We start from the raw sequence: 22427 nt of genomic DNA on the forward strand, positions 1-22427 counted from the left end.
CGGTCCGGAAGCCGCCCGCGGCGGGAGGTGTCCGTGCAGCGCCTACCCTTGTCGCATGAGCAGCGGCAACCGGAGCGAAGCAGTGGACGTCAGAAAAAGCTATGAGGTGCGCACCTACGGGTGCCAGATGAACGTCCACGACTCCGAACGGTTGTCGGGTCTGCTGGAGGACGCCGGTTACGTGCGGGCGCCCGAGGGTTCCGACGGCGACGCCGACGTCGTCGTCTTCAACACCTGCGCGGTGCGGGAGAACGCCGACAACAAGCTCTACGGCAACCTCGGCCGGCTCGCCCCGATGAAGACGAAGCGCCCCGGGATGCAGATCGCGGTCGGCGGCTGTCTCGCCCAGAAGGACCGCGACACCATCGTCGAGCGGGCCCCCTGGGTCGACGTCGTCTTCGGCACGCACAACATCGGCAAGCTGCCCGTGCTGCTGGAGCGCGCCCGTGTCCAGGAGGAGGCGCAGATCGAGATCGCCGAGTCCCTGGAGGCGTTCCCCTCGACGCTGCCCACCCGCCGTGAGTCGGCGTACGCCGCCTGGGTCTCGATCTCCGTCGGCTGCAACAACACCTGCACCTTCTGCATCGTGCCGGCGCTGCGCGGCAAGGAGAAGGACCGCCGGACCGGCGACATCCTCGCCGAGATCGAGGCCCTGGTCGCCGAGGGCGTCTCCGAGATCACCCTGCTCGGCCAGAACGTCAACGCGTACGGCTCCGACATCGGCGACCGCGAGGCCTTCTCCAAGCTGCTGCGGGCCTGCGGGCGGATCGAGGGCCTGGAGCGGGTCCGCTTCACCTCGCCGCACCCGCGCGACTTCACGGACGACGTGATCGCGGCCATGGCCGAGACGCCGAACGTGATGCCGCAGCTGCACATGCCGATGCAGTCGGGCTCCGACACGATCCTGAAGGCGATGCGGCGCTCGTACCGGCAGGAACGCTTCCTCGGCATCATCGACAAGGTGCGGGCCGCGATGCCGGACGCCGCGATCTCCACCGACATCATCGTCGGCTTCCCCGGTGAGACCGAGGAGGACTTCGAGCAGACCATGCACGCGGTCCGCGAGGCGCGCTTCGCCAACGCCTTCACCTTCCAGTACTCCAAGCGCCCCGGAACCCCGGCCGCCGACATGGACGGGCAGATCCCCAAGGAGGTCGTCCAGGAGCGGTACATGCGCCTGTCCGCCCTCCAGGAGGAGATCTCCTGGTCGGAGAACAAGAAGCAGGTCGGCCGCACCCTGGACGTCATGGTCGCGGAGGGCGAGGGCCGCAAGGACGGCGCGACCCACCGCCTGTCCGGCCGCGCGCCCGACAACCGCTTGGTCCACTTCACCAAGCCGGACGAGGACGTACGGCCCGGCGACGTGGTGACGGTCGAGATCAGCTACGCCGCCCCGCACCACCTTCTCGCCGAAGGCGCGCCCCTCGGGGTGCGGCGGACCCGCTCGGGGGACGCCTGGGAGAAGCGCACCGCCGCCGCGGCCGCCAAGCCGGCCGGCGTCATGCTGGGCCTGCCCGGGATCGGCGCGCCCGCGCCGCTGCCGGCCGCCTCGGCACCGGGCTGCGGCTGCGACTGACGGGCCTACCGCTCCCGGAGGGGTCGCGGCGGGCCAGTACGCTGCCCACCATGCTTGTAGCCGCCGCTGTCTGCCCCTGTCCGCCGCTGCTGGTCCCCGAGGTCGCCGCCGGTGCCGCGCCCGAGCTCGATGGAGCGAGGACCGCGTGCACCGACGCCCTGGGGGTGCTCGCGGCCTCCCGGCCCGATCTGCTGATCGTGATCGGCCCGGCGGACCTCGCGGGCCGCGGCACCCATCCCGAGGGCGCCACCGGTGGCTTCCAGGAGTTCGGCGTCGACCTCGGCGTACGGCTGGGGCGGGACCTGGGCGCGGTCGCGGAGCGCCCGCTCGCACCGTCGCTCACGGTCGGCGCGTGGCTGCTGTCCCGCACCGGATGGGCGGGCACCCCGGTCGAGGCGCTCGGGGTGGGGGAGCCCTTGGAAACCGGCCGCTGCACGGAGACGGGGCGTGCGCTGGCCGCCCGCGCGGACCGGGTCGCGCTGCTGGTGATGGGCGACGGCAGTGCCTGCCGCACCCTGAAGGCGCCCGGCTATCTCGACGAGCGCGCCGCCGGGTTCGACGCGGCGGCGGCGCGCGCGCTCGGGGCGGCGGACACGGGCGCGCTGATCGCGCTGGACGAGGCGCTGGGCCAGGAGCTCAAGGCCGCGGGCCGCGCCCCCTGGCAGGTGCTCGCCGGAGCGGCCGAGGGAGCGGGACTGGACGGCAGGCTGCTGTACGACGACGCACCGTACGGCGTGGGCTACCTGGTCGCCGCCTGGTCCTGACCCTCTCCCGCAGGCAGAACGCACGACGGCCGAGGAGCGGTAGCGCTCCTCGGCCGTCGTACTGTCCTGCGCCCGGTGTCAGGAAGCGGGCGGCGGCGGCGTGCTGCCCGGCGCGGGCGGCGTACCGCCCCCGTCCTTCTGGGCCAGCCGGTCCACGGCCCCCTTGGCCTTCTGCGTGCCGGACACGATCTTGTCGCTGTACTTGCCCTTGGTCTTCGCGTCCACCGTCCGCGCGGCCTTGTCGAGCCCCTGGTCGATCTTGTCCCCGTGCTGCTGCGCGAGGTCGCTCACCTTGTCCTTCGCGGGGCTCAGCTTCGCCTTCAAATTGTCCATGAAGCCCATCGGACACCTTCTCTGCTGGGGGCTGCGTGCGCGTGCTCTCTCCGGCCCCGGTACCCGCCTTGCTGTTCCGTACTCTCCCGGCCTCGGCTTCGCCGGTGTGAGGCGACAAACGGCGGAACCATGAGAAACCACCCATATGTAGACATCATTTTACTCGGCGACGCGCGCCGAGGGGGCCACCCCGCAGCCCGCGCCTCGTCCATTCGGGAACGGCCCCGAGGTTTGCGAGACTGGGGCAGTGAGAAGTCCAGCTCCCGCACCGCGGGTCATCGCCGTCGTCGGTCCCACCGCAGCCGGAAAGTCCGACCTGGGGGTGTTCCTCGCTCAGCAGCTCGGGGGCGAAGTGGTCAATGCCGACTCCATGCAGCTCTACCGGGGGATGGACATCGGAACCGCCAAGCTGACGCTCGACGAGCGCGGGTCCGTCCCCCACCGGCTGCTGGACATCTGGGACGTCACCGAGACCGCCAGCGTCGCCGAGTACCAGCGCCTGGCCCGCACCGAGATCGACCGGCTGCTCGCCGAGGGCCGCACGCCCGTCCTCGTGGGCGGTTCCGGTCTGTACGTGAAGGGCGCCATCGACGCACTGGAGTTCCCCGGGACGGACGCGGGCATCCGGGCCGCGCTGGAGGCGGAACTGGCCGAGCACGGCTCCGGGGCACTGCACGAGCGGCTGTCCGCGGCCGACCCCGAGGCGGGCCGCGCCATCCTGCCGAGCAACGGCCGGCGCATCGTGCGGGCCCTCGAGGTCATCGAGATCACCGGCAAGCCCTTCACCGCCAATCTCCCGGGTAACGATGCGGTCTACGACGCCGTCCAGATCGGCGTCGACGTGGCCCGCCCGGAGCTCGACGAGCGCATCGCGATGCGGGTCGACCGGATGTGGGAGGCCGGACTCGTGGACGAGGTGCGCGCCCTGGAGGCACTGGGTCTGCGCGAGGGGCGCACCGCCTCCCGGGCCCTCGGCTATCAGCAGGTGCTCACGGCCCTGGCCGGTGAGTGCACCGAGGACGAGGCGCGCACCGAGACCGTGCGTGCCACCAAGCGCTTCGCACGCCGCCAGGACTCCTGGTTCCGCCGCGACCCGCGCGTCCAGTGGCTCAATGGCGCCGCGGAGCATCGCGGGGAACTCCCGGGCCGGGCGCTGGCGTTGGTCGAACGAGCGGTTACAGCCTGATCACGTGATGGCATCGGGAAGCCCTGCCCGTCATTTCGGCGACCTGTGGCGTGCCATCATCGAGCATCGATCGACCAGTCCGAGTTGGGAGGGCGCGTGGCGATGGAGGCCGGCCCTCGCGACACAGAACAAGACGCACCGGACACACAGCACGAAGCGGGACGCCTGAGCCCCGACGGGCCCGATGAGCTCGCCGTGACCCCCGAGGTCGAGGTCGAGCTGCGTCCCGCCCGGCGGATGCGTATCTGGCAGCTCGCGCCGATCGTCATGCTCGCCGCGCTCGGATCGCTGATGTTCGCCTTCCCGCTCGCCTTCGAGGTGGGCGACGGCGGCCCGGTGGTCGCGATGCTGGGACTGCTGATCAGCTGCTGCGCCGCGGGCTGGGGCATGATGGCGGCCCGCCGTGTCGGGTACACCTGGCCCGGACTGCCGTCCCGGGGTTCCGGGGAGCGGGCCGACTGGCGGGTGATCGCGCTGTACGTGGCGGTGTGCGCCGTCCTGGTCGCACTGGCCGTCTGGCGCGTGGCACGACTGCAGAACTGAGGACCGGGCCGGGCCGTCGGTGACGGACGGGCAACCCGCCCCGTCCGGCGGGCCGGTTCTCCGAGCTGTCGGCGGGGGCTCGTACAGTTGTCCTGTGACCACCTCGCAGATCGCCTTCCTCAAGGGCCACGGCACCGAGAACGACTTCGTGATCGTTCCCGACCCGGACAACGCCATCGACCTGCCCGCGTCCCTCGTCGCCGGGCTGTGCGACCGCCGCGCCGGCATCGGCGGTGACGGTCTGCTGCACGTCGTGCGCTCCGCCGCCCACCCCGAGGCGCGGGCCATGGCCGACGAGGCCGAGTGGTTCATGGACTACCGCAACGCCGACGGATCCGTCGCCGAGATGTGCGGCAACGGCGTGCGGGTCTTCGCCCGCTACCTCCAGCGCGCCGGTGAGGTGGAGGAGGGCGACCTCGCGGTCGCCACCCGCGGCGGGGTGAAGAAGGTGCACCTCGCCAAGAACGGCGACGTGACCGTCTCGATGGGCCGCGCCCTGCTTCCCTCCGACGGCGTCACCGTCACCGTCGGAGACCGCAGCTGGGACGCCCGCAACGTGAACATGGGCAATCCGCACGCGATCGCGTTCGTCGACGACCTGGCCCACGCCGGGGACCTGTTCGGCGAGCCGTCCTTCGCGCCCGCCGCCGTCTACCCGGACGGGGTCAACATCGAGTTCGTCGTGGACCGCGGGCCCCGGCATGTCGCGATGCGGGTCCACGAGCGGGGCTCGGGCGAGACCCGCTCCTGCGGCACCGGCGCCTGCGCCGTGGCCGTCGCCGCGGCCCGCCGGGACGCGGCGGACCCGGCGGAGACCGGGGCTCCGGTCACGTACACCGTCGATCTTCCGGGCGGCACGCTGGTGATCACCGAGCACCCTGACGGCGAGATCGAGATGACCGGAGCGGCCGTGATCGTTGCCGAGGGCGTGATCGATCCGGTCTGGCTGGACACGCTCACGTCATAGAGCTTCGCTCGAATGGGTGATCCGTTTCACGCTGGGCGAGAGGCGGACTCCGCCACGTGGTGGGGTCGGTAGCATCAAGCACCGGCCCGGAGGCGCGACCGCCCCTTCCCACCGCCGGTCGACGTTGCCGGAGGTGCCCCATGAGCGCAGAGGCCACCAACCCAGGTGCTCCCATCCGCAGGCGGGGCCGTCCCCGGATCGATCTCCGCAGGCTCGGCCGGGTCGCCCTGCTCGGTCCGGCCTCCAGGGACCGGCTGTCGGACGCCATCGGCCATGTCGCCGAGGCGCACCGGGCCCACCATCCCGACGCCGATCTCACCGTGCTGCACCGGGCCTACGTCCTCGCGGAGAGCTCGCACCGCGGACAGATGCGCAAGAGCGGCGAGCCCTACATCACCCACCCGCTCGCGGTCACCCTCATCCTCGCCGAGCTCGGCGCCGAGACCACCACCCTGACCGCGTCCCTCCTCCACGACACGGTCGAGGACACGGAGGTGACTCTCGACCAGGTGCGGGAGCAGTTCGGCGAGGAGGTCTGCTACCTCGTCGACGGCGTGACCAAGCTGGAGAAGGTCGACTACGGGGCCGCCGCCGAGCCGGAGACCTTCCGCAAGATGCTCGTCGCCACCGGCGACGACGTCCGGGTGATGTCGATCAAGCTCGCCGACCGGCTGCACAACATGCGCACGCTCGGCGTGATGCGCCCCGAGAAGCAGGCCAGGATCGCCAAGGTCACCCGCGACGTACTGATCCCGCTCGCCGAACGGCTCGGTGTCCAGGCGCTCAAGACCGAGCTGGAGGACCTCGTCTTCGCCATCCTCCACCCCGAGGAGTACGCGCACACCCGCGCCGTGATCTCCGCCGCGGCTGCCGCCGACCCGCTCACCGCCATCGCGGACCGGGTGGCCGGGGTGCTCCGCGAAGCGGACATCACCGCCGAAGTGCTCGTCAGGCCTCGCCACTTCGTCTCCGTGCACCGCGTCCGGATCAAACGCGGCGAACTGCGCGGCAGCGACTTCGGACGCCTGCTGGTGCTCGTCGCCGAGGACGCCGACTGCTACGCGGTCCTCGGCGAACTCCACACCTGTTTCACCCCGGTGATCTCCGAGTTCAAGGACTTCATCGCCTCCCCCAAGTTCAACCTGTACCAGTCGCTGCACACGGCGGTCGTGGGCCCGGACGGCGAGGTCGCCGAAGTCCTCATCCGCACCCACCGGATGCACAAGGTCGCCGAGGCCGGCGTCATCGCGCTCGGCAATCCCTACGCCGCGGACGGCACGTCAGCGAACACCGAACCCGCGGACGGTGAGCGCGCCGACCCGACCCGTCCCGGCTGGCTCTCCCGGCTCCTCCAGTGGCAGCAGTCCGCCCCCGACCCCGACACCTTCTGGACGACCCTGCGTGCCGATCTCGCCCAGGACCGCGAGATCACCGTCTTCCGCACCGACGGCGGCACGCTCGGCCTGCCCGTGGGCGCCACCTGTGTCGACGCCGCCTACGCGCAGTACGGGGACGCCGCACACAGTTGCATCGGGGCCCGGGTGAACGGCCGGCTGGCCACACTCAGTACGGTGCTCGGCGACGGCGACACCGTCCAGCCGCTCCTCGCCGAGGACGCCGCGTCCGGGCCCTCGCCCGACTGGCTCGACCACGCGACGACGCCCACCGCCCGCATCGCCATCACCGGCTGGCTCGACGCCCATCCGCAGGCCCCGGAAACCGCCGCCGGAATCCCGCCCGACGGCCGGAGGACCGGACCGCAACCGGGCCGGTCCGCCCGGCCCGGGCGGCCGGAAACGGCCGGTGCGGCCGGCCGCGGCGTGAGCGCCGTGGTCGAGCGGCCCGACACCACCGTGCGGCTCGCCGGCTGCTGCACCCCCGTACCCCCGGACGCCGTCACCGGCTTCACGGTGCGCGGAGGCGCCGTCACCGTGCACCGCCTGGAGTGTCCCGTCGTGGGCAGGATGGAGGCCGTAGGCCGGGTGCCGGTCGCCGTGAGCTGGGGCGACGCCGCCGAATGCCGCGTGACCCTGGTCGCGGAGTCCTTCGGGCGGCCCCGGCTCCTCGCCGACCTCACCGAGGCGATCGCCGGCGCGGACGCGGCCGTCATCTCCGCCACCGTCGAACCCCCCAGCGAACAGCGCGTGCGGCACACCTACACCCTGCAGCTCCCCGACGCCGCCGGACTGCCCGCGCTGATGCGCGCCATGCGCGACGTCCCGGGCGTGTACGACGTGAGCCGCGCCCAGCACCCCGCCGCCGCACTCTGACCCGCGCGCACCGTCCGCGGCGGATCTCGTTCGGGTGGCGCGGCGCGCGCCGTCCCTCGACGGCGGAGCGGCGCTGGTAGCCGTAGTCCATGCCGTTCCTCTCCCGTCGTCTGCGGGCCGCCCTGCTGGCCACCGCATCGGCCACCCTCGTCGCCGCGACCCTGCCCGCACCGGTGCCCCTCGGCATCGGGGATCCGCTCTTCCCGCATCTCGGCAACCCCGGATACGACGTACTCGCCTACGACATCGGCCTCGGCTACGAAGGCCGCAACAGCGAGCCGCTGGACGCCGTCACCACGATCGACGCGCGGACGACCGAGCCGCTGGACCGGATCAACCTCGACTTCGCCCGCGGCACCGTGCGCTCCGTCGAAGTGAACGGCCTGCGCGCCGACTTCGCGGTCCGGGACGAGGACCTGGTCATCGAGCCACCGGGCAGCCTCCCGGCAGGAGTGCCCCTGCGCATCACCGTCCGCCACACCAGCGACCCCTCGGGCGAACAGGACAGCGGGGGGTGGGTGCGGACCGCCGACGGGCTCGCCATGGCCAACCAGGCCGACGCCGGACACCGGGTCTTCCCCGGCAACGACCACCCCGCCGACAAGGCGTACTTCACCTTCCGCGTCACCGCCCCGCGGAATCTGACCGTGGTGGCCAACGGCCTGCGCACCGGTCGGATCAGGCACGGCGACCGCATCACCTGGACCTACCGCACCCAGCACCCCATGGCCACCGAACTGGCCCAGGTCAGCATCGGGCGCTCCACCGTCGTCGAGCGCACCGGTCCGCACCGGCTGCCGGTACGCGACGTCGTCCCGGCCGCCGACCGGGAGAGGCTCGAACCCTGGCTGAAGAAGACCCCCGGCCAGCTGGAATGGATGGAACGGCAGGTCGGCCGCTACCCGTTCGAGAACTACGGCGTACTGGTCGCCGACACCGAGACCGGGTTCGAGCTGGAGACCCAGACCCTCTCCCTCTTCGAACGCCGGCTGTTCACCGACGGCGGCTTCCCCGCGTGGTACGTCGACTCGGTCATGGTCCACGAGCTGGCCCACCAGTGGTTCGGCGACAGCGTCTCCCCGCGGACCTGGTCCGACCTCTGGCTCAACGAGGGGCACGCCAGCTGGTACGAGGCGCGCTACGCCGAGGAGCACGCCGACAAGCCGCTGGAACGCCGGATGCGCGACGCCTACACCCGCTCGGACGGCTGGCGCGCCGAGGGCGGTCCGCCGGCCCGCCCCACCGCGCCGGCACCGGGCGAGAAGATCAGCCTCTTCCGGCCGGTGGTGTACGACGGAAGCGCACTGGTCCTGTACGCGCTCCGTCAGGAGATCGGCAGGGAGGCCTTCGACCGGCTGGAGAGGCTCTGGGTGAGGAAGCACCGCGACTCCGTCGCCGCCACGGCCGACTTCACCGCCCTGGCGTCCCGGGTGGCCGGACGCGACCTGACCGCGTTCTTCGAAGGCTGGCTGTACGGGAAGAAGACGCCGCCCATGCCGGGGCATCCGGACTGGCGCAGCACGACACCGGCGCGGCAACGGTAAACCCGCGTGACGGGCCGGTCCCGCCATGCCACTATCGACGAGTCGCCGCGGCGGCCGGACCGGAGAAATCCCCCCGCGGGAATCATCCGGGAAGGTCACGCGTTGTGACTGATGCAACCGACTTCTATCGACGTAAGGATCCAATGACCTCCTCTTCTTCCCTTCCCCAGGACGCGCAGGACGCGCAGAGTGCCACGGAGAACGTCACCGAGAGCCTCACCGAAAGCCTTCGGGCGGACGCCCTGATGGAAGAGGACGTCGCCTGGAGCCACGAGATCGACGGAGCGCGGGACGGCGACCAGCTGGACCGCTCCGACCGTGCCGCGCTGCGGCGTGTGGCCGGACTCTCCACCGAGCTCGAGGACGTCACCGAGGTCGAGTACCGCCAGCTGCGCCTGGAGCGCGTCGTGCTGGTCGGCGTCTGGACCTCGGGCACGGTGCACGATGCGGAGATCTCCCTCGCGGAGCTCGCGGCACTCGCGGAGACGGCCGGAGCACAGGTGCTCGACGCCGTCTTCCAGCGCCGTGACAAGCCCGACCCGGCCACCTACATCGGTTCCGGCAAGGCCCTCGAACTGCGCGACATCGTTCTCGAAACAGGGGCGGACACCGTCGTGTGCGACGGTGAGCTCAGCCCCGGCCAGCTGATCCACCTGGAAGACGTCGTCAAGGTCAAGGTGGTCGACCGGACCGCACTGATCCTCGACATCTTCGCCCAGCACGCCAAGTCCCGTGAGGGCAAGGCGCAGGTCTCACTGGCACAGATGCAGTACATGCTGCCGCGCCTGCGCGGCTGGGGTCAGTCGCTCTCCCGTCAGATGGGCGGCGGCGGTTCCAGCGGCGGTGGCGGCATGGCGACCCGTGGTCCCGGTGAGACCAAGATCGAGACCGACCGGCGACGGATCCGCGAGAAGATGGCGAAGATGCGCCGGGAGATCGCGGAGATGAAGACCGGCCGCGAGATCAAGCGCCAGGAACGCAAGCGCAACAAGGTGCCCTCGGTCGCCATCGCGGGCTACACCAACGCGGGCAAGTCCTCGCTGCTCAACCGGCTGACCGGCGCGGGTGTGCTGGTGGAGAACGCCCTGTTCGCCACCCTGGACCCGACCGTGCGCCGGGCCGAGACACCGAGCGGGCGGATCTACACGCTCGCCGACACCGTCGGGTTCGTACGGCATCTGCCGCACCACCTGGTCGAGGCCTTCCGCTCCACCATGGAGGAGGTCGGCGAGTCCGATCTCATCCTGCACGTGGTGGACGGCTCGCACCCGGTGCCGGAGGAGCAGCTCGCCGCGGTGCGCGAGGTGATCCGCGAGGTGGGTGCGCTGGACGTGCCCGAGATCGTGGTGATCAACAAGGCGGACGCGGCCGACCCGCTGGTCCTCCAGCGGCTCCTGCGCAACGAGAAGCACGCGATCGCGGTGTCGGCACGGACCGGCGCCGGTATCGACGAGCTGCTCGCGCTCATCGACAGGGAGCTGCCGAGGCCGTCGGTCGAGATCGAGGCCCTGGTGCCGTACACCGAGGGCGGGCTCGTCTCGCGCGTGCACGCCGAGGGCGAGGTGATCTCCGAGGAGCACACGGCGGAGGGCACGCTGCTCAAGGCGCGGGTGCACGAGGAGCTTGCCTCGGACCTCGCCGCGTTCGTACCCGCGGTGCACTGAGCACAGCACACAGACGGATGGCCTGCTCCCTCGCGAGGGAGCAGGCCATCCGTCTGTCGTGCGGGCGCGTCCGTTACTCGGCGCCGAACTTGTCGCTCATCATCGTGAAGATCTGCTGGGCGCCCTCGCCCAGATGGGGACCGGCCAGCCAGCCGGCCGTCGCCGGGCCGATGGAGGTGTTGGAGACCAGCGCCAGCTTGCCGTCGCCGCCCTCGCTGAACCAGCCGCCGCCGGACGAACCGCCGGTCATCGTGCAGCCGATGCGGTACATCGTGGGAGTGGCGGGGCTGATCGAGAGCCGGCCGGGACGGTCGACGCACTTGTGCATGATCAGACCGTTGTACGGCGGGGCGGCCGGGTAGCCCCACGCGCCCATCGCGCTGATCCGCGCGACATCCGGGGCGTCGAAGTTGACCGTCAGGGCGTTGCCCACGGTCTCTTCCAGGGACTTGGTGCCGCGCTCCGGCTTCACGTGCAGGACCGCGTAGTCGTACGGGGCGCCCTCACCGCCGGTGGGGCCGCCGTCGGCCAGCCACTCGCCGGAGGTGGTGGCCCAGTCGGCCCAGTAGGCGCCGTACGGGGCGATCTCCTGCGGCTGCGCGTTCTCCAGCGCCGCGGCGGTCTTGCCCTTGTCGTTGTAGGCGGGCACGAAGACGATGTTGCGGTACCAGCCGCCCTTCGCGCCGGCGTGGACGCAGTGGCCGGCCGTCCACACCAGGTTGGACCTGCCCGGGTTCTTCGGGTCCTTGACGACGGTGCCCGAGCAGACCATGGAGCCCTCGGGGGAGTCGAAGAACACCTTCCCGACGGGGGCCGCGTAGTCGTGGTACGGCGTCTTCTCGGCCTCGGCCGTGACCGGCCTCGGCTCCGGGTCGGTGACACCCTGGTCGCCGGAGAGGTCCCCGGCGGACATGGTCTTGGCCGGGTCCTTCGCGGACTTCATCCGGTCGGGCTTCCACAGCCCGTCGATGACCGGGTTGACGAAGTCCTTGGCCTCACGCAGCCACTTGTCCTTGTCCCAGTTCTTCCAGTCGCCGCTCTTCCACTTCTCCGGATCGACCCCGTGCTTCTTCAGGGTGTCGGCCAGACCGGCGGATATGCCGTCACTGGAGTCGGAGCCGGCGGATTCGGTGGCGACGGGCTTGTCGGCCGCCTGGTCCTCGCTCGGACCACAGGCCGTGGCCGTCAGCGCGAGTGCGGCGACGAGACCCGTCGCGGCGAGCAGCGGACGTATGGATCGCATGGAAAAGATTCCCCCTGAAATCTTCAAAATGGCATGAGCTTGTCATGCCGGATGCCGGGATGACCGGCTGTCGGTGATGGTGCGGGATCACCCTATGACGGGCCGGGCGGCGGTCGTCGCCACCGGGGCCGGGCGCCGGGCGCCGCGGATCCTGGATCGGGCACGGCAGGGCCGCAGACCCAGCGGCAGGCACGGCTCAACCGGATCGACGTTCCCGCGGGTCAGGGGTCTTCGGCAGAGAACCTCCCGCCGAAGACCCCTGAGGTGTCGTCATCCGCGCCCGTGCGGACGACGATCCGTGCTCACTGCCCCGCGTACTTCTTGCTGACCGAGTCGTAGACGCCCTTGGCCTCCTCGCCCAGGCGGGGTCCGGCCAGCCAGCCGGCCGACACCGGGCCGATGGAGGTGTTGGAGACCAGGGCGGGCTTGCCGTCCTGGCCCGCCGCGACCCAGCCGCCGCCGGAGGAACCACCGGTCATGGTGCAGCCGATGCGGTACATCGTCGGGTCGTCCTGGGTGAGCGAGAGCCGGCCCGGCTTGTCCTTGCACTGGAAGAGCTTCTGGCCGTCGTACGGCGGAGCGGCCGGGAAGCCGGTCGCCGTCATGTCCGCGATCTTGGGCACCGCCGGGGCGTTGAACTCGACCGGCAGGGCCGAACCGACCGTCTCCTCAAGGGACTTCCCGGTCGAGCCCTTCTCCGGTGTCACGTGCAGCACGGCGAAGTCGTACGGAGCGCCCAGACCGCCGACCGAGGCACCCTGGTCGATCCACTGCTGGGAGGTCTGCGCCCACGAGCCCCACCACACGCCGTACGGGGCGACCTTCTCCTTGGGCGGGTTGTTCCGCAGCTCGTCGGTCGACAGGCCGCTGTCGTTGTACGACGGCACGAAGGCGATGTTGCGGTACCAGCCGCCCTTCTTGCCTGCGTGCACGCAGTGGCCCGCGGTCCACACCATGTTGGACTTGCCGGGGTGTGCCGGGTCCTTCACCACGGTCGCCGAGCAGACCATCGAGCCCTCGGGGCCGTCGAAGAACAGCTTGCCCGATTCCGCGGCGTTGTCGTGGTACGGCGTCTGCACGCCGACGGCCCGGACCGGGGCGGGCGTCGGGTCCGTCACGCCCTTGTCGCCGGAGATGTCGTTCTCGACCGGCTGCTCGGGCGCCTTGTCGGCGTCCCGCATCCGGTCCGGGTCCCAGAGGCCCTCGATGATGGGGTTGATGTAGTCCTTGGCCTCACGCAGCCACTTGTCCTTGTCCCAGTTCTTCCACTCGCCGCCCTTCCACTGGTCGAGGTCGATCCCGTGTTCCTTGAGCCGGTCCTTCAGATCATCCGGAATGGCGATCTTGCCGTCCGACGTCTGGCCCGCGGAACTGCTGCTCGGCCCGGTGCTCGCGTCGTCCTCGCCCGGCCCGCAGGCGGTCGCGGTGAGCGCGAGGACGGCGGTGACCGCCGCGGCGGCAAGCACGGGGGAGGGGAAGCGGCGAGCGCTTCCCCCACGGCGTGCGGTGAATCCTGGTCGAACGAGTCGCATCTGGTGATCCCCCTGGGACTTCGTCAATCAAAGCTTCTGTACGGCACTTCGGTACTGCTGTGCGAGACACGGGCCGGCTCCGGCGGACGTCGGTCCGTGCGGCCTTCCGCCCATGCCGGCCGGCCGGGACTCCGTCCCGGAGCCACGGCACGGTCCCCCACTATGCCGGTGTGGCTGTGGACGGCGTGCGGCAGGGGCCCGGTTCCGGCCCGTAAGGATCTTCGGATTTACCCGTGATCCCGCGCGCCCGCCGTCGTTGGTACATACGGGGGACACACAGACAGCGTTCACCCCCGCAGTCCGTCCTTGCGGAATCGTGCTGACGTGCAACGCAACTGTTACAGCGGGAGGATCAACAGCCGTGGCCGTGACCGAACCAGCTCCGGCACCACCACTCGCGCCGCACGAAGGCATCCTGCGCCGCCAGGCGTTGCGCGAATCGGCCGCCCGGACGTATGCCCGTTCGCTGCCGATCGTGCCGGTGCGGGCACGCGGACTCACCATCGAGGGAGCGGACGGGCGTCGCTACCTCGACTGCCTGTCCGGAGCCGGGACGCTGGCCCTCGGGCACAATCATCCGGTTGTCCTGGAGGCGATCAAGAAGGTCATCGACTCGGGTGCACCGCTCCACGTGCTCGATCTGGCCACGCCGGTCAAGGACGCCTTCACCACGGAGCTGTTCTCCACCCTGCCGAGGGAGTTCGCCGACAACGCGCGGATCCAGTTTTGCGGGCCGGCCGGCACCGACGCGGTCGAGGCGGCGTTCACCCTGGTCCGCGCCGCCACCGGCCGCAGCGGTCTGCTCGCCTTCACCGGCGCGTACCACGGCATGACGGCGGGCGCCCTCGCCGCTTCGGGTGGCGCCGAGGACGTACGGGTGACCCGGCTCCCGTTCCCGCAGGACTACCGCTGTCCCTTCGGCGCCGGCGGGGAGCGCGGCGCGGAACTGGCCGCGCGCTGGACCGAGAGCGTGCTGGACGACCCCAAGAGCGGAACACCCGCACCGGCCGGCATGATCCTCGAACCCGTCCAGGGCGAAGGCGGCGTCAATCCCGCTCCGGACGGCTGGATGCGCCGGATGCGGGAGATCACCGCAGCCCGGTCCGTCCCCCTGATCGCCGACGAGGTCCAGACCGGAGTCGGCCGGACCGGTGCCTTCTGGGCCGTCGAGCACAGCGGCATCGTGCCCGACGTGATGGTGCTGTCCAAGGCCATCGGGGGTTCCCTCCCGCTCGCCGTGATCGTCTACCGCTCCGAGCTCGACACCTGGCAGCCAGGTGCCCACGCCGGCACCTTCCGCGGCAATCAGCTCGCCATGGCCGCCGGCACCGCCACCCTCGCCTACGTGCGGGAGAACCAGCTCGCCGACCGGGCCGCCGCCCTGGGCGCCCGGATGCTCGCGAACCTGCGGTCACTGGCCTCCCGGCACCCGTGCATCGGTGACGTCCGCGGGCGCGGACTGATGATCGGCGTGGAACTGGTCGACCCCGAGGCCGCTCCGGTGGGCTCGGGCGGCGAGGCACCCCCGGATCCCGTCCTCGCCAGGGCCGTCCAGCAGGAGTGCCTGCGCCGCGGCCTCATCGTTGAACTGGGCGGCCGTCACTCCACGGTCGTACGTCTGCTCCCACCCCTCACGCTCACCGACGAACAGGCGACAGCGGTCGTCGACCGCCTTGCCCACGCCCTGGCAGCCGCCGAACGCTCACCGCACCGACGGACCGCGACCGGGTCGATCCGCTGACCCCGGAAACCATCACAGGAAAGACCGCCGTGAACCCCACCCCCGCGCCCGAGGCCGACGGCCCTCCCTCCAGCCACCACCGGGGAGAGGCCGGGACCTCCGGCCACCTCGCCGTCGAGGCGTCGACCGTGCCGCGCCAGAAGGAGGTGCCGCACGGTCCGTGGCACGCCCACCGGACCACGACCGCCTGCCCCGCACCGGCGTCCGAACCGCTGGACGATCCCGACCCCCCGGCCCACCCCGATCCCCTGGACCACTCCGACCCGCTCCGCGCCGCCGGCGCTGCGGGCATCGAGAACCTGCTGCGCTGCTGGGCGCGGGAATGCGACCTGCCGCGCCCGGCCGGGGAGACCCTGCGCATCCCGCTGCCCGCGAGCGGCAACGCCCTGCTCGTCCCCGTCCTCCACTGGTCCGCCACCGGCTGGCACCGTTTCGGCCCGCCCCGCCTGGAGCAGGCATCCGAGGACGCACCCCCCGCCGACGCCGTCACCGTCGCCGCCCTCCTGGGCCGCGAGGCCGACCACAACGAGGGCGCCGACATGGTGGCCAGGGTGGCCGACTCGGTGCGGCGGACCGCCGGTTTCATCGAGGGGCAACGGCGCCGGCCCGCCCCGCCCGCCGCGGCGGACCTCTTCCTGACCGCCGAGCAGTCACTCCTCCTCGGCCACCCGTTCCACCCCTCGCCCAAGAGCAGGGAAGGCCTCTCCGACTCGGAGTCCCGCCTCTACTCACCCGAGTCGCACGGCTCCTTCCCGCTCCACTGGATGGCCGTCGACCGGTCCGTACTGGCCACCGACTCCGCCTGGACCGACCACGGCCGCCCGGTCCCGGCCGGGGAACTGGTGGCCCGCCATGCCGAGGGCCTGCGCCTCCCGCCGCACACGGCACCGATCCCGCTGCACCCCTGGCAGGCCCGCGAACTGGCGATGCGTCCCGAAGTCGCCGCCCTGGCCGACTCCGGCCTGCTGCACGACCTCGGTCCGTACGGCGAGCGCTGGCACCCCACCTCCTCGGTGCGCACCGTGCAGCGGCCCGGCGCCGACCTCATGCTGAAGCTCTCCCTCGGGGTGCGGATCACCAACTCCCGGCGGGAGAACCTCCGCAAGGAGCTCCACCGGGGCGTGGAGGTCCACCGGCTGCTGCGCAGCGGACTCGCCCGGCAGTGGCACGCGGTCCACCCCACGTTCGACATCGTCCGCGACCCCGCCTGGCTCGCGGTCGACACCCCCGAGGGCGAACACATCCCGGGCCTCGACGTCATGCTGCGCCACAATCCCTTCGGCCGGTACGACGACGCGGTCTGCATCGCCGGGCTCACTTCGCCGCGCCCTTGGCCGGACCGTGCGGGCATGCGCTCCCGCCTCGCCGACATCGTCCTCGGCCTCGGCGCCGCCACCGGCCGGGCCACGACCGCCGTCGCGGCCGAGTGGTTCCTGCGCTACCTGGACCGGGTGGTGCAGCCGGTGCTCTGGCTCGACGGCAACGCGGGGGTCGCCCTCGAAGCCCATCAGCAGAACACCCTGGTCCTGCTCGACGCCGAGGGCTGGCCGGTCGGCGGCCGCTACCGCGACAATCAGGGCTACTACTTCCGAGAGTCCCACCGCGCCGCCCTCGACCACAGGCTCCCCGGCATCGGATCGGTCAGCGACACCTTCGTCTCCGACGCCGTCACCGACGAACGCTTCGCGTACTACCTCGGCATCAACAACGTGTTCGGACTGATCGGGGCGTTCGGCGCCCAGCAGCTCGCCGACGAACAGGTGCTCCTCGCCGCCTTCCGGCGCTTCCTGGGCTCGGCCACCGCCCTGGGATCCCCGCTCCCCGCGCAGTTGTTGGAAACCCCCCGCCTGCGCTGCAAGGCCAACATGCTGACGCGCCTGCACGGCCTCGACGAACTCGTCGGGCCGGTGGACACCCAGTCCGTCTACGTCACCATCACCAACCCCCTGTGCGGCTGAGGATCCCCCCGCGTCCCCGCCGTGACGCCGACCGCTGAACCCCGTCCGGGCCGGGACGCCGACAGGCGAACCCGTCCCGGTCAGGACGCCGACCGACGAATCCGTGCCGACCGGGACGCCGACCGCTGAACCCCGTCCCGGCCGGACGCCGACGAGAGAGGAGAGCGGCACCGTGCCTCCCGCCGACGCGCCCGCCGACCCCGGGGCCTGCCCCGCTTCCCGGGCCGGGGCGGGCACCGAGGACACGCTGGATCTGCGGCTCACCGACGAACTGCTCGCGCTCCTGGCGGAGGAGGCCCCCGTGCCGCACGGGGGCGCGCAGGAGACCCCCGCCCCCTCATGCGGACCGCAGGATTCCGTGCTGCTCGACCGGCCGGCCGAGTGGAAGCCGGTCACCACCCCGGCCGGAGTGTTCCAGCTCGTCCCCGTGCGTCCGGAACGCGATCTCGCGCTGATCAGCCGCTGGATGAACGACCCCGCCGTCGCGGCCTTCTGGGAACTCGCCGGAGCCGAGGCCGTCACCGCCCGGCACCTGATGCCCCAACTCGACGGTGACGGACGCAGCGTCCCCTGTCTGGGCGTGCTCGCGGGCGTCCCGATGAGCTACTGGGAGATCTACCGGGCCGACCTCGACCCGCTGGCCCGGCTCTGCCGGGTCCGGCCGCACGACACCGGGATCCACCTTCTCATCGGTGATGTGGGCCGACGGGGCCGTGGGATCGGGACCACCCTCCTCCGGGCCGTCTCCGACCTCGTCCTCGACAACCGCCCCCGGTGCACGCGAGTCGTCGCCGAGCCCGACATCCGCAATACCCCGTCCGTCTCCGCCTTCCTGAGCGCCGGATTCCGCTACTCGGCCGAGGTCCGACTCCCCGACAAGCGGGCCGCGCTGATGATCCGCGACCGAGCCCACCGTGACCAACTGTGAACGATTCGCTGCCCCGCCCACACCGCTCGAACCCCGTCGGTTCCCTCCCGAGGAGTCCCCGTGCCGAAATATCCCGTGAGCCGTGATGCGGTCCAGTCGCCCGCGCTGCTCAGCACCCCGGAACTGAACCGGGCGGTCTGGGACCGGGCCGCCGCCCGGTTGCTCGCCAAGATGCTCGGCGAATTCGCCTACGAGGAAGTCGTCCAGCCCGTTCCACGATCCGCCGGGGGAGATACGTACACCCTCGTGCTCGACGACGGCGGCAGCCTGAGCTTCACCGCCCGGCGGGGCGTCTACGGAAGTTGGCGCGTTGCCCCGGACTCGATCCGTGAGGCGAGCAGTGCGGCGACGGAGGCCGATGCGGCCGCCCGTGCGGCGAGCGAGGCCGATACGGCCGTCCGTGCGGCGAGCGGCGTGGCGGCGGAGGCCGACACGACCGCTCATGCGGCGAGCAGTGCGGTGGCCGAGGCCTACGCGACCGCTGCCACGGCAAGCGGTACGCCGGCCGGGGACCAGGTGGAGGGCAGCGTCCCCTTCGGTGATCCGCTGCTCTTCCTCGCCCGCGCCCGCCGCCTTCTCGGGCTCGACGGTGCCACGCTCGGCCATCTCGTCCGTGAGCTCACTACCACGCTCACCGCCGACGCCCGCCTGGACCACGGCGCGGTCACCGCCGCCGAACTGGCCGACCTCGGCTACGCCGAACTGGAGGGCCACCAGACGGGGCATCCGTGGATCGTCGCCAACAAGGGGCGGCTCGGGTTCTCCGCCGGCGACGCCGCCCGCTTCACCCCGGAGGCCCGCACACCGGTGACGCTGCCGTGGATCGCCGTCTCGTCCCGGATCGCCGCCTACCGGGGGGTGGGTGCGCTCGCCGACTCCGCCGAGCTCTACGCCCAGGAACTGGACCCCGCGGTCCGCTCGTCCTTCGCCGCCACTCTGCGCGGCCGGGGCCTCGACCCGGACGGTTACTACTGTCTGCCCGTCCATCCCTGGCAGTGGGACGAGTGGATCATTCCCCTGTTCGCCCCGGCCATCGCCGCCGGCGACATCGTGCCCCTGCACGCCGACCCGGACCTGCGCCTGCCGCAGCAGTCCATCCGGACCTTCGCCAACCTGGCCCGGCCCGACCGGCACACGGTCAAGCTCCCGCTGTCCATCCTCAACACGCTGGTCTGGCGTGGCCTGCCGACCGAGCGCACCCTCGCCGCGCCCGCCGTCACCAGCTGGGTGCAGGGGATGCGGGACAACGATCCGTTCCTGCGCGACACCTGCGGCGTCATCCTCCTCGGCGAGGTCGCCTCGGTCACGGTCGAGCACCCGCTCTACGACCACCTCCCCGAGACGCCGTACCAGTTCAAGGAGATCCTCGGAGCGATCTGGCGCGAGCCCCTCCTGCCCCGCCTCGCGCCCGGCGAACGGGCCCGCACCCTCGCCTCGCTCCTGCACACCGATCCGCAGGGCCGTGCCTTCACCGCCGAGCTGGTCGCCCGCTCCGGGCTGACGCCCACCGCATGGCTCACCCGGCTCTTCGCCGCCCTGCTCCCGCCGCTGCTGCACTTCCTGTACCGCTACGGCACCGTCTTCTCGCCGCACGGCGAGAACGCCATCGTCGTCTTCGACGACCACGACGTCCCGGTGCGCCTGGCGATCAAGGACTTCGTCGACGACGTGAACGTCAGCGCCCGGCCGCTGCCCGAGCACGACACGATGCCGCAGGACGTACGCCGCGTCCTGCTCACCGAGGAACCCGCCTTCCTCACCCAGTTCATCCACTCCGGTCTCTTCACCGGAGTCTTCCGCTTCCTGTCACCGCTATGCGAGGAACAGCTCGGCGTCCCGGAGAGCGCATTCTGGTCACTCGTCCGGGCGGAGATCCTGCGCCATCACGCCCGGTTCCCGGAGCTGAAGGAGCGGTTCGAGATGTTCGACATGCTGACGCCCCGCATCGAGCGCCTCTGTCTGAACCGCAACCGCCTGCACCTGGACGGCTACCGCGACCGGCCAGAGCGTCCGCACGCGGCGCGCCACGGCACGGTGCCCAACCCGCTGCACCCCTCCGCGTGAGTCCGGGAGTGAGCGTTGTTGTCAGTGGCGCCCCGTAGGCTGGTCGGGCTATGACGAAGCCATCCCTCCCCGAGCTCCTGCACGCCGCCGTGACCGCCGTCGGCGGTACGGAGCGGCCCGGCCAGGCCGCCATGGCCGGTGCCGTCGCCGAGGCCGTAGACGACCAATCCCATCTGCTCGTGCAGGCGGGCACCGGTACGGGCAAGTCGCTCGGCTATCTGGTGCCCGCCCTGGCCCACGGCGAGCGCGTGGTGGTGGCCACGGCGACCCTGGCCCTCCAGCGGCAGCTCGTGGAGCGTGACCTTCCGCGCACCGTCGACGCCCTGCATCCGCTGCTGCGCCGCCGACCGCAGTTCGCCATGCTCAAGGGCCGGTCGAACTACCTCTGTCTGCACCGTCTCCACGAAGGCGTGCCGCAGGAGGAGGAAGAGGGGCTCTTCGACCAGTTCGAGGCGGCGGCGCCGTCGAGCAAGCTCGGCCAGGACCTGCTGCGCATGCGGGACTGGGCGGACGAGACGGAGACGGGCGACCGGGACGACCTCACCCCCGGTGTCTCGGACCGGGCCTGGGCGCAGATCTCCGTCTCCTCCCGGGAGTGTCTGGGCGCCACCAAGTGCGCGTACGGCGCGGAGTGCTTCGCCGAGCAGGCCCGGGAGCGGGCCAAGCTCGCCGATGTGGTGGTGACCAACCACGCGCTCCTGGCCATCGACGCCATCGAGGGCGCCCCGGTGCTTCCGCAGCACGAGGTGCTGATCGTCGACGAGGCGCACGAGCTGGTGTCCCGGGTCACCGGAGTGGCCACGGGTGAGCTCACTCCCGGCCAGGTCAACCGCGCGGTGCGCCGTGCGGCGAAGCTGGTCAACGAGAAGGCCGCCGACGCGCTCCAGACGGCTTCGGAGGGCTTCGAGCGGGTGATGGAGCTGGCACTGCCCGGCAGGCTGGAGGAAGTTCCCGAGGACCTCGGGTACGCCTTGATGGCGCTCCGGGACGCCGCTCGTACGGTGATCACCGCGCTCGGCTCCACGCGTGACAAGTCCGTCCAGGACGAGGACGCGGTCCGCAAGCAGGCGATGGCTTCGGTCGAGACGATCCACGGCGTGGCCGAGCGCATCACGCAGGGCTCCGAGTACGACGTCGTCTGGTACGAGCGGCACGACCGCTTCGGCGCCTCCGTGCGGGTCGCGCCGCTCTCGGTCTCCGGGCTGCTGCGCGAGAAGCTCTTCGCCGACCGCTCCGTGGTTCTCACCTCGGCCACGCTCAAGCTCGGCGGGGACTTCAACGGGGTGGGGGCGTCCCTCGGACTCTCCCCGGAGGGCACCGCGGGCGATGACGTCCCGCAGTGGAAGGGGCTCGACGTCGGCTCGCCCTTCGACTACCCGAAGCAGGGGATCCTGTACGTCGCCCGGCATCTGGCGACGCCCGGGCGCGAAGGGTCCCGCACCGACATGCTGGACGAGCTCGCCGAGCTCGTGGAGGCCGCAGGCGGACGCACGCTCGGACTGTTCTCCTCCATGCGGGCGGCCCAGGCCGCGGCCGAGGAGCTTCGGACCCGGCTGGAGAAGCCGATCCTGCTCCAGGGCGAGGAGACCCTGGGCGAGCTGATCAAGAATTTCGCAGCCGACCCGGAGACCTGTCTCTTCGGCACGCTCTCGCTCTGGCAGGGCGTCGACGTCCCCGGTGCGAGCTGCCAGTTGGTGATCATGGACCGGATTCCATTCCCGCGGCCCGACGACCCGTTGATGAGCGCACGGCAGAAGGCGGTCGAGGAGGCGGGAGGCAACGGCTTCATGGCCGTGGCCGCCACGCATGCGGCACTGCTGATGGCCCAGGGAGCCGGCCGGCTCGTCCGCGCGACCGGGGACAAGGGCGTCGTCGCGGTGCTGGACCCGCGCCTGGCCAATGCCCGGTACGGCAGCTATCTGCGAGCCTCGCTCCCCGACTTCTGGTACACGACCGACCCGAACCAGGCACGCCGCTCGCTCGCCGCGATCGACGCGGCGGCCAAGGCCGACGCGAAGTAGTCCCGGGCGGGTCCGCGAAGGGCGCGGGCGCCGCGGGGAAACGACGAGGGCCCTTGGTATCCGTACCGCGGATACCAAGGGCCCAGTCGGACC

The 22427-nt window shown here is 71.6% G+C and carries 16 protein-coding genes; 13 read left to right on the forward strand and 3 right to left on the reverse strand.

Annotation, left to right across the window (positions count from 1 at the left end; all coding sequences use genetic code 11):
• Positions 1–55 precede the first annotated feature (55 nt).
• A complete protein-coding gene (miaB, locus tag ACGFZA_RS36080) occupies positions 56–1576 on the forward strand; it encodes a tRNA (N6-isopentenyl adenosine(37)-C2)-methylthiotransferase MiaB (RefSeq protein WP_385279752.1) in 1521 nt (506 codons plus the stop codon).
• Between the two features lie 50 nt (positions 1577–1626).
• Positions 1627–2340 carry a class III extradiol dioxygenase subunit B-like domain-containing protein gene (locus tag ACGFZA_RS36085; RefSeq protein WP_393684778.1) on the forward strand — a complete coding sequence of 238 codons (714 nt, stop codon included), beginning with the start codon at positions 1627–1629 and terminating at the stop codon, positions 2338–2340.
• 78 nt (positions 2341–2418) lie between these two features.
• Here the strand turns inward: ACGFZA_RS36085 and ACGFZA_RS36090 are convergent, their stop codons facing one another.
• Entirely contained in the window at positions 2419–2682 is a 264-nt protein-coding gene (locus tag ACGFZA_RS36090) for an antitoxin (protein ID WP_326739259.1), read from the reverse strand.
• 238 nt (positions 2683–2920) lie between these two features.
• Here ACGFZA_RS36090 and miaA point away from each other — a divergent pair, with 238 nt between their 5' ends.
• The 6 genes from miaA (at position 2921) to hflX (ending at position 10847) form a co-directional block, all read left to right on the forward strand.
• A complete protein-coding gene (miaA, locus tag ACGFZA_RS36095) occupies positions 2921–3859 on the forward strand; it encodes a tRNA (adenosine(37)-N6)-dimethylallyltransferase MiaA (RefSeq protein WP_385279757.1) in 939 nt (312 codons plus the stop codon).
• 102 nt (positions 3860–3961) lie between these two features.
• Complete coding sequence (locus tag ACGFZA_RS36100; RefSeq protein ID WP_385280013.1) at positions 3962–4402, forward strand: hypothetical protein; 441 nt, start codon at positions 3962–3964, stop codon at positions 4400–4402.
• Positions 4403–4496: 94 nt separating this feature from the next.
• Complete coding sequence (gene dapF, locus ACGFZA_RS36105; protein ID WP_385279760.1) at positions 4497–5369, forward strand: diaminopimelate epimerase; 873 nt, start codon at positions 4497–4499, stop codon at positions 5367–5369.
• 140 nt (positions 5370–5509) lie between these two features.
• Positions 5510–7639 (forward strand): RelA/SpoT family protein, encoded by a 2130-nt coding sequence (locus ACGFZA_RS36110; protein ID WP_393684782.1) that lies wholly within the window; start codon positions 5510–5512, stop codon positions 7637–7639.
• Between the two features lie 89 nt (positions 7640–7728).
• Positions 7729–9183 (forward strand): M1 family metallopeptidase, encoded by a 1455-nt coding sequence (locus ACGFZA_RS36115; RefSeq protein ID WP_385279764.1) that lies wholly within the window; start codon positions 7729–7731, stop codon positions 9181–9183.
• 143 nt (positions 9184–9326) lie between these two features.
• On the forward strand, positions 9327–10847 hold the full coding sequence (gene hflX / locus ACGFZA_RS36120) for a GTPase HflX (protein WP_385279767.1): 1521 nt from the start codon (positions 9327–9329) through the stop codon (positions 10845–10847).
• 73 nt (positions 10848–10920) lie between these two features.
• On the opposite strand, the gene ACGFZA_RS36125 is transcribed toward hflX, so the two are convergent.
• Together ACGFZA_RS36125 and ACGFZA_RS36130 are read right to left on the reverse strand one after the other, a co-directional pair.
• A complete protein-coding gene (locus tag ACGFZA_RS36125; RefSeq protein ID WP_393684785.1) occupies positions 10921–12090 on the reverse strand; it encodes a trypsin-like serine peptidase in 1170 nt (389 codons plus the stop codon).
• A gap of 302 nt (positions 12091–12392) precedes the next feature.
• Entirely contained in the window at positions 12393–13622 is a 1230-nt protein-coding gene (locus tag ACGFZA_RS36130; RefSeq protein WP_385279773.1) for a trypsin-like serine peptidase, read from the reverse strand.
• A gap of 361 nt (positions 13623–13983) precedes the next feature.
• Between ACGFZA_RS36130 and ACGFZA_RS36135 the strand changes: the two genes are divergently transcribed.
• The 5 genes from ACGFZA_RS36135 to ACGFZA_RS36155 all read left to right on the forward strand — a co-directional run bounded on the left by ACGFZA_RS36135 (position 13984) and on the right by ACGFZA_RS36155 (position 22334).
• Positions 13984–15363, forward strand: a complete 1380-nt coding sequence (locus ACGFZA_RS36135; RefSeq protein ID WP_385279776.1) for a diaminobutyrate--2-oxoglutarate transaminase family protein — start codon at positions 13984–13986, stop codon at positions 15361–15363.
• 29 nt (positions 15364–15392) lie between these two features.
• Positions 15393–17321, forward strand: coding sequence for an IucA/IucC family protein (locus ACGFZA_RS36140; protein ID WP_393684787.1), 1929 nt, complete (start codon positions 15393–15395; stop codon positions 17319–17321).
• A gap of 172 nt (positions 17322–17493) precedes the next feature.
• A complete protein-coding gene (locus ACGFZA_RS36145; RefSeq protein ID WP_393684789.1) occupies positions 17494–18249 on the forward strand; it encodes a GNAT family N-acetyltransferase in 756 nt (251 codons plus the stop codon).
• A gap of 60 nt (positions 18250–18309) precedes the next feature.
• Positions 18310–20313: an IucA/IucC family protein gene (locus ACGFZA_RS36150; protein ID WP_393684791.1), complete on the forward strand. Its 2004-nt coding sequence runs from the start codon at positions 18310–18312 to the stop codon at positions 20311–20313.
• Between the two features lie 50 nt (positions 20314–20363).
• Positions 20364–22334, forward strand: coding sequence for an ATP-dependent DNA helicase (locus tag ACGFZA_RS36155; protein WP_385279788.1), 1971 nt, complete (start codon positions 20364–20366; stop codon positions 22332–22334).
• Positions 22335–22427: the final 93 nt, after the last annotated feature.

It is taken from the genome of Streptomyces sp. NPDC048211, assembly GCF_043202315.1.
Lineage (GTDB): Bacteria > Actinomycetota > Actinomycetes > Streptomycetales > Streptomycetaceae > Streptomyces.

Excerpts from the sequence above, each read along its gene's own strand:
- ACGFZA_RS36125 (WP_393684785.1), bottom strand. The coding sequence starts at position 12,090 with ATGCGATCCATACGTCCGCTGCTCGCCGCGACGGGTCTCGTCGCCGCA.
- ACGFZA_RS36130 (WP_385279773.1), bottom strand. The coding sequence starts at position 13,622 with ATGCGACTCGTTCGACCAGGATTCACCGCACGCCGTGGGGGAAGCGCT.
- ACGFZA_RS36155 (WP_385279788.1), top strand. The coding sequence starts at position 20,364 with ATGACGAAGCCATCCCTCCCCGAGCTCCTGCACGCCGCCGTGACCGCC.
- ACGFZA_RS36100 (WP_385280013.1), top strand. The coding sequence starts at position 3,962 with ATGGAGGCCGGCCCTCGCGACACAGAACAAGACGCACCGGACACACAG.
- ACGFZA_RS36090 (WP_326739259.1), bottom strand. The coding sequence starts at position 2,682 with ATGGGCTTCATGGACAATTTGAAGGCGAAGCTGAGCCCCGCGAAGGAC.
- ACGFZA_RS36110 (WP_393684782.1), top strand. The coding sequence starts at position 5,510 with ATGAGCGCAGAGGCCACCAACCCAGGTGCTCCCATCCGCAGGCGGGGC.
- ACGFZA_RS36115 (WP_385279764.1), top strand. The coding sequence starts at position 7,729 with ATGCCGTTCCTCTCCCGTCGTCTGCGGGCCGCCCTGCTGGCCACCGCA.
- ACGFZA_RS36085 (WP_393684778.1), top strand. The coding sequence starts at position 1,627 with ATGCTTGTAGCCGCCGCTGTCTGCCCCTGTCCGCCGCTGCTGGTCCCC.
- hflX (WP_385279767.1), top strand. The coding sequence starts at position 9,327 with ATGACCTCCTCTTCTTCCCTTCCCCAGGACGCGCAGGACGCGCAGAGT.
- miaB (WP_385279752.1), top strand. The coding sequence starts at position 56 with ATGAGCAGCGGCAACCGGAGCGAAGCAGTGGACGTCAGAAAAAGCTAT.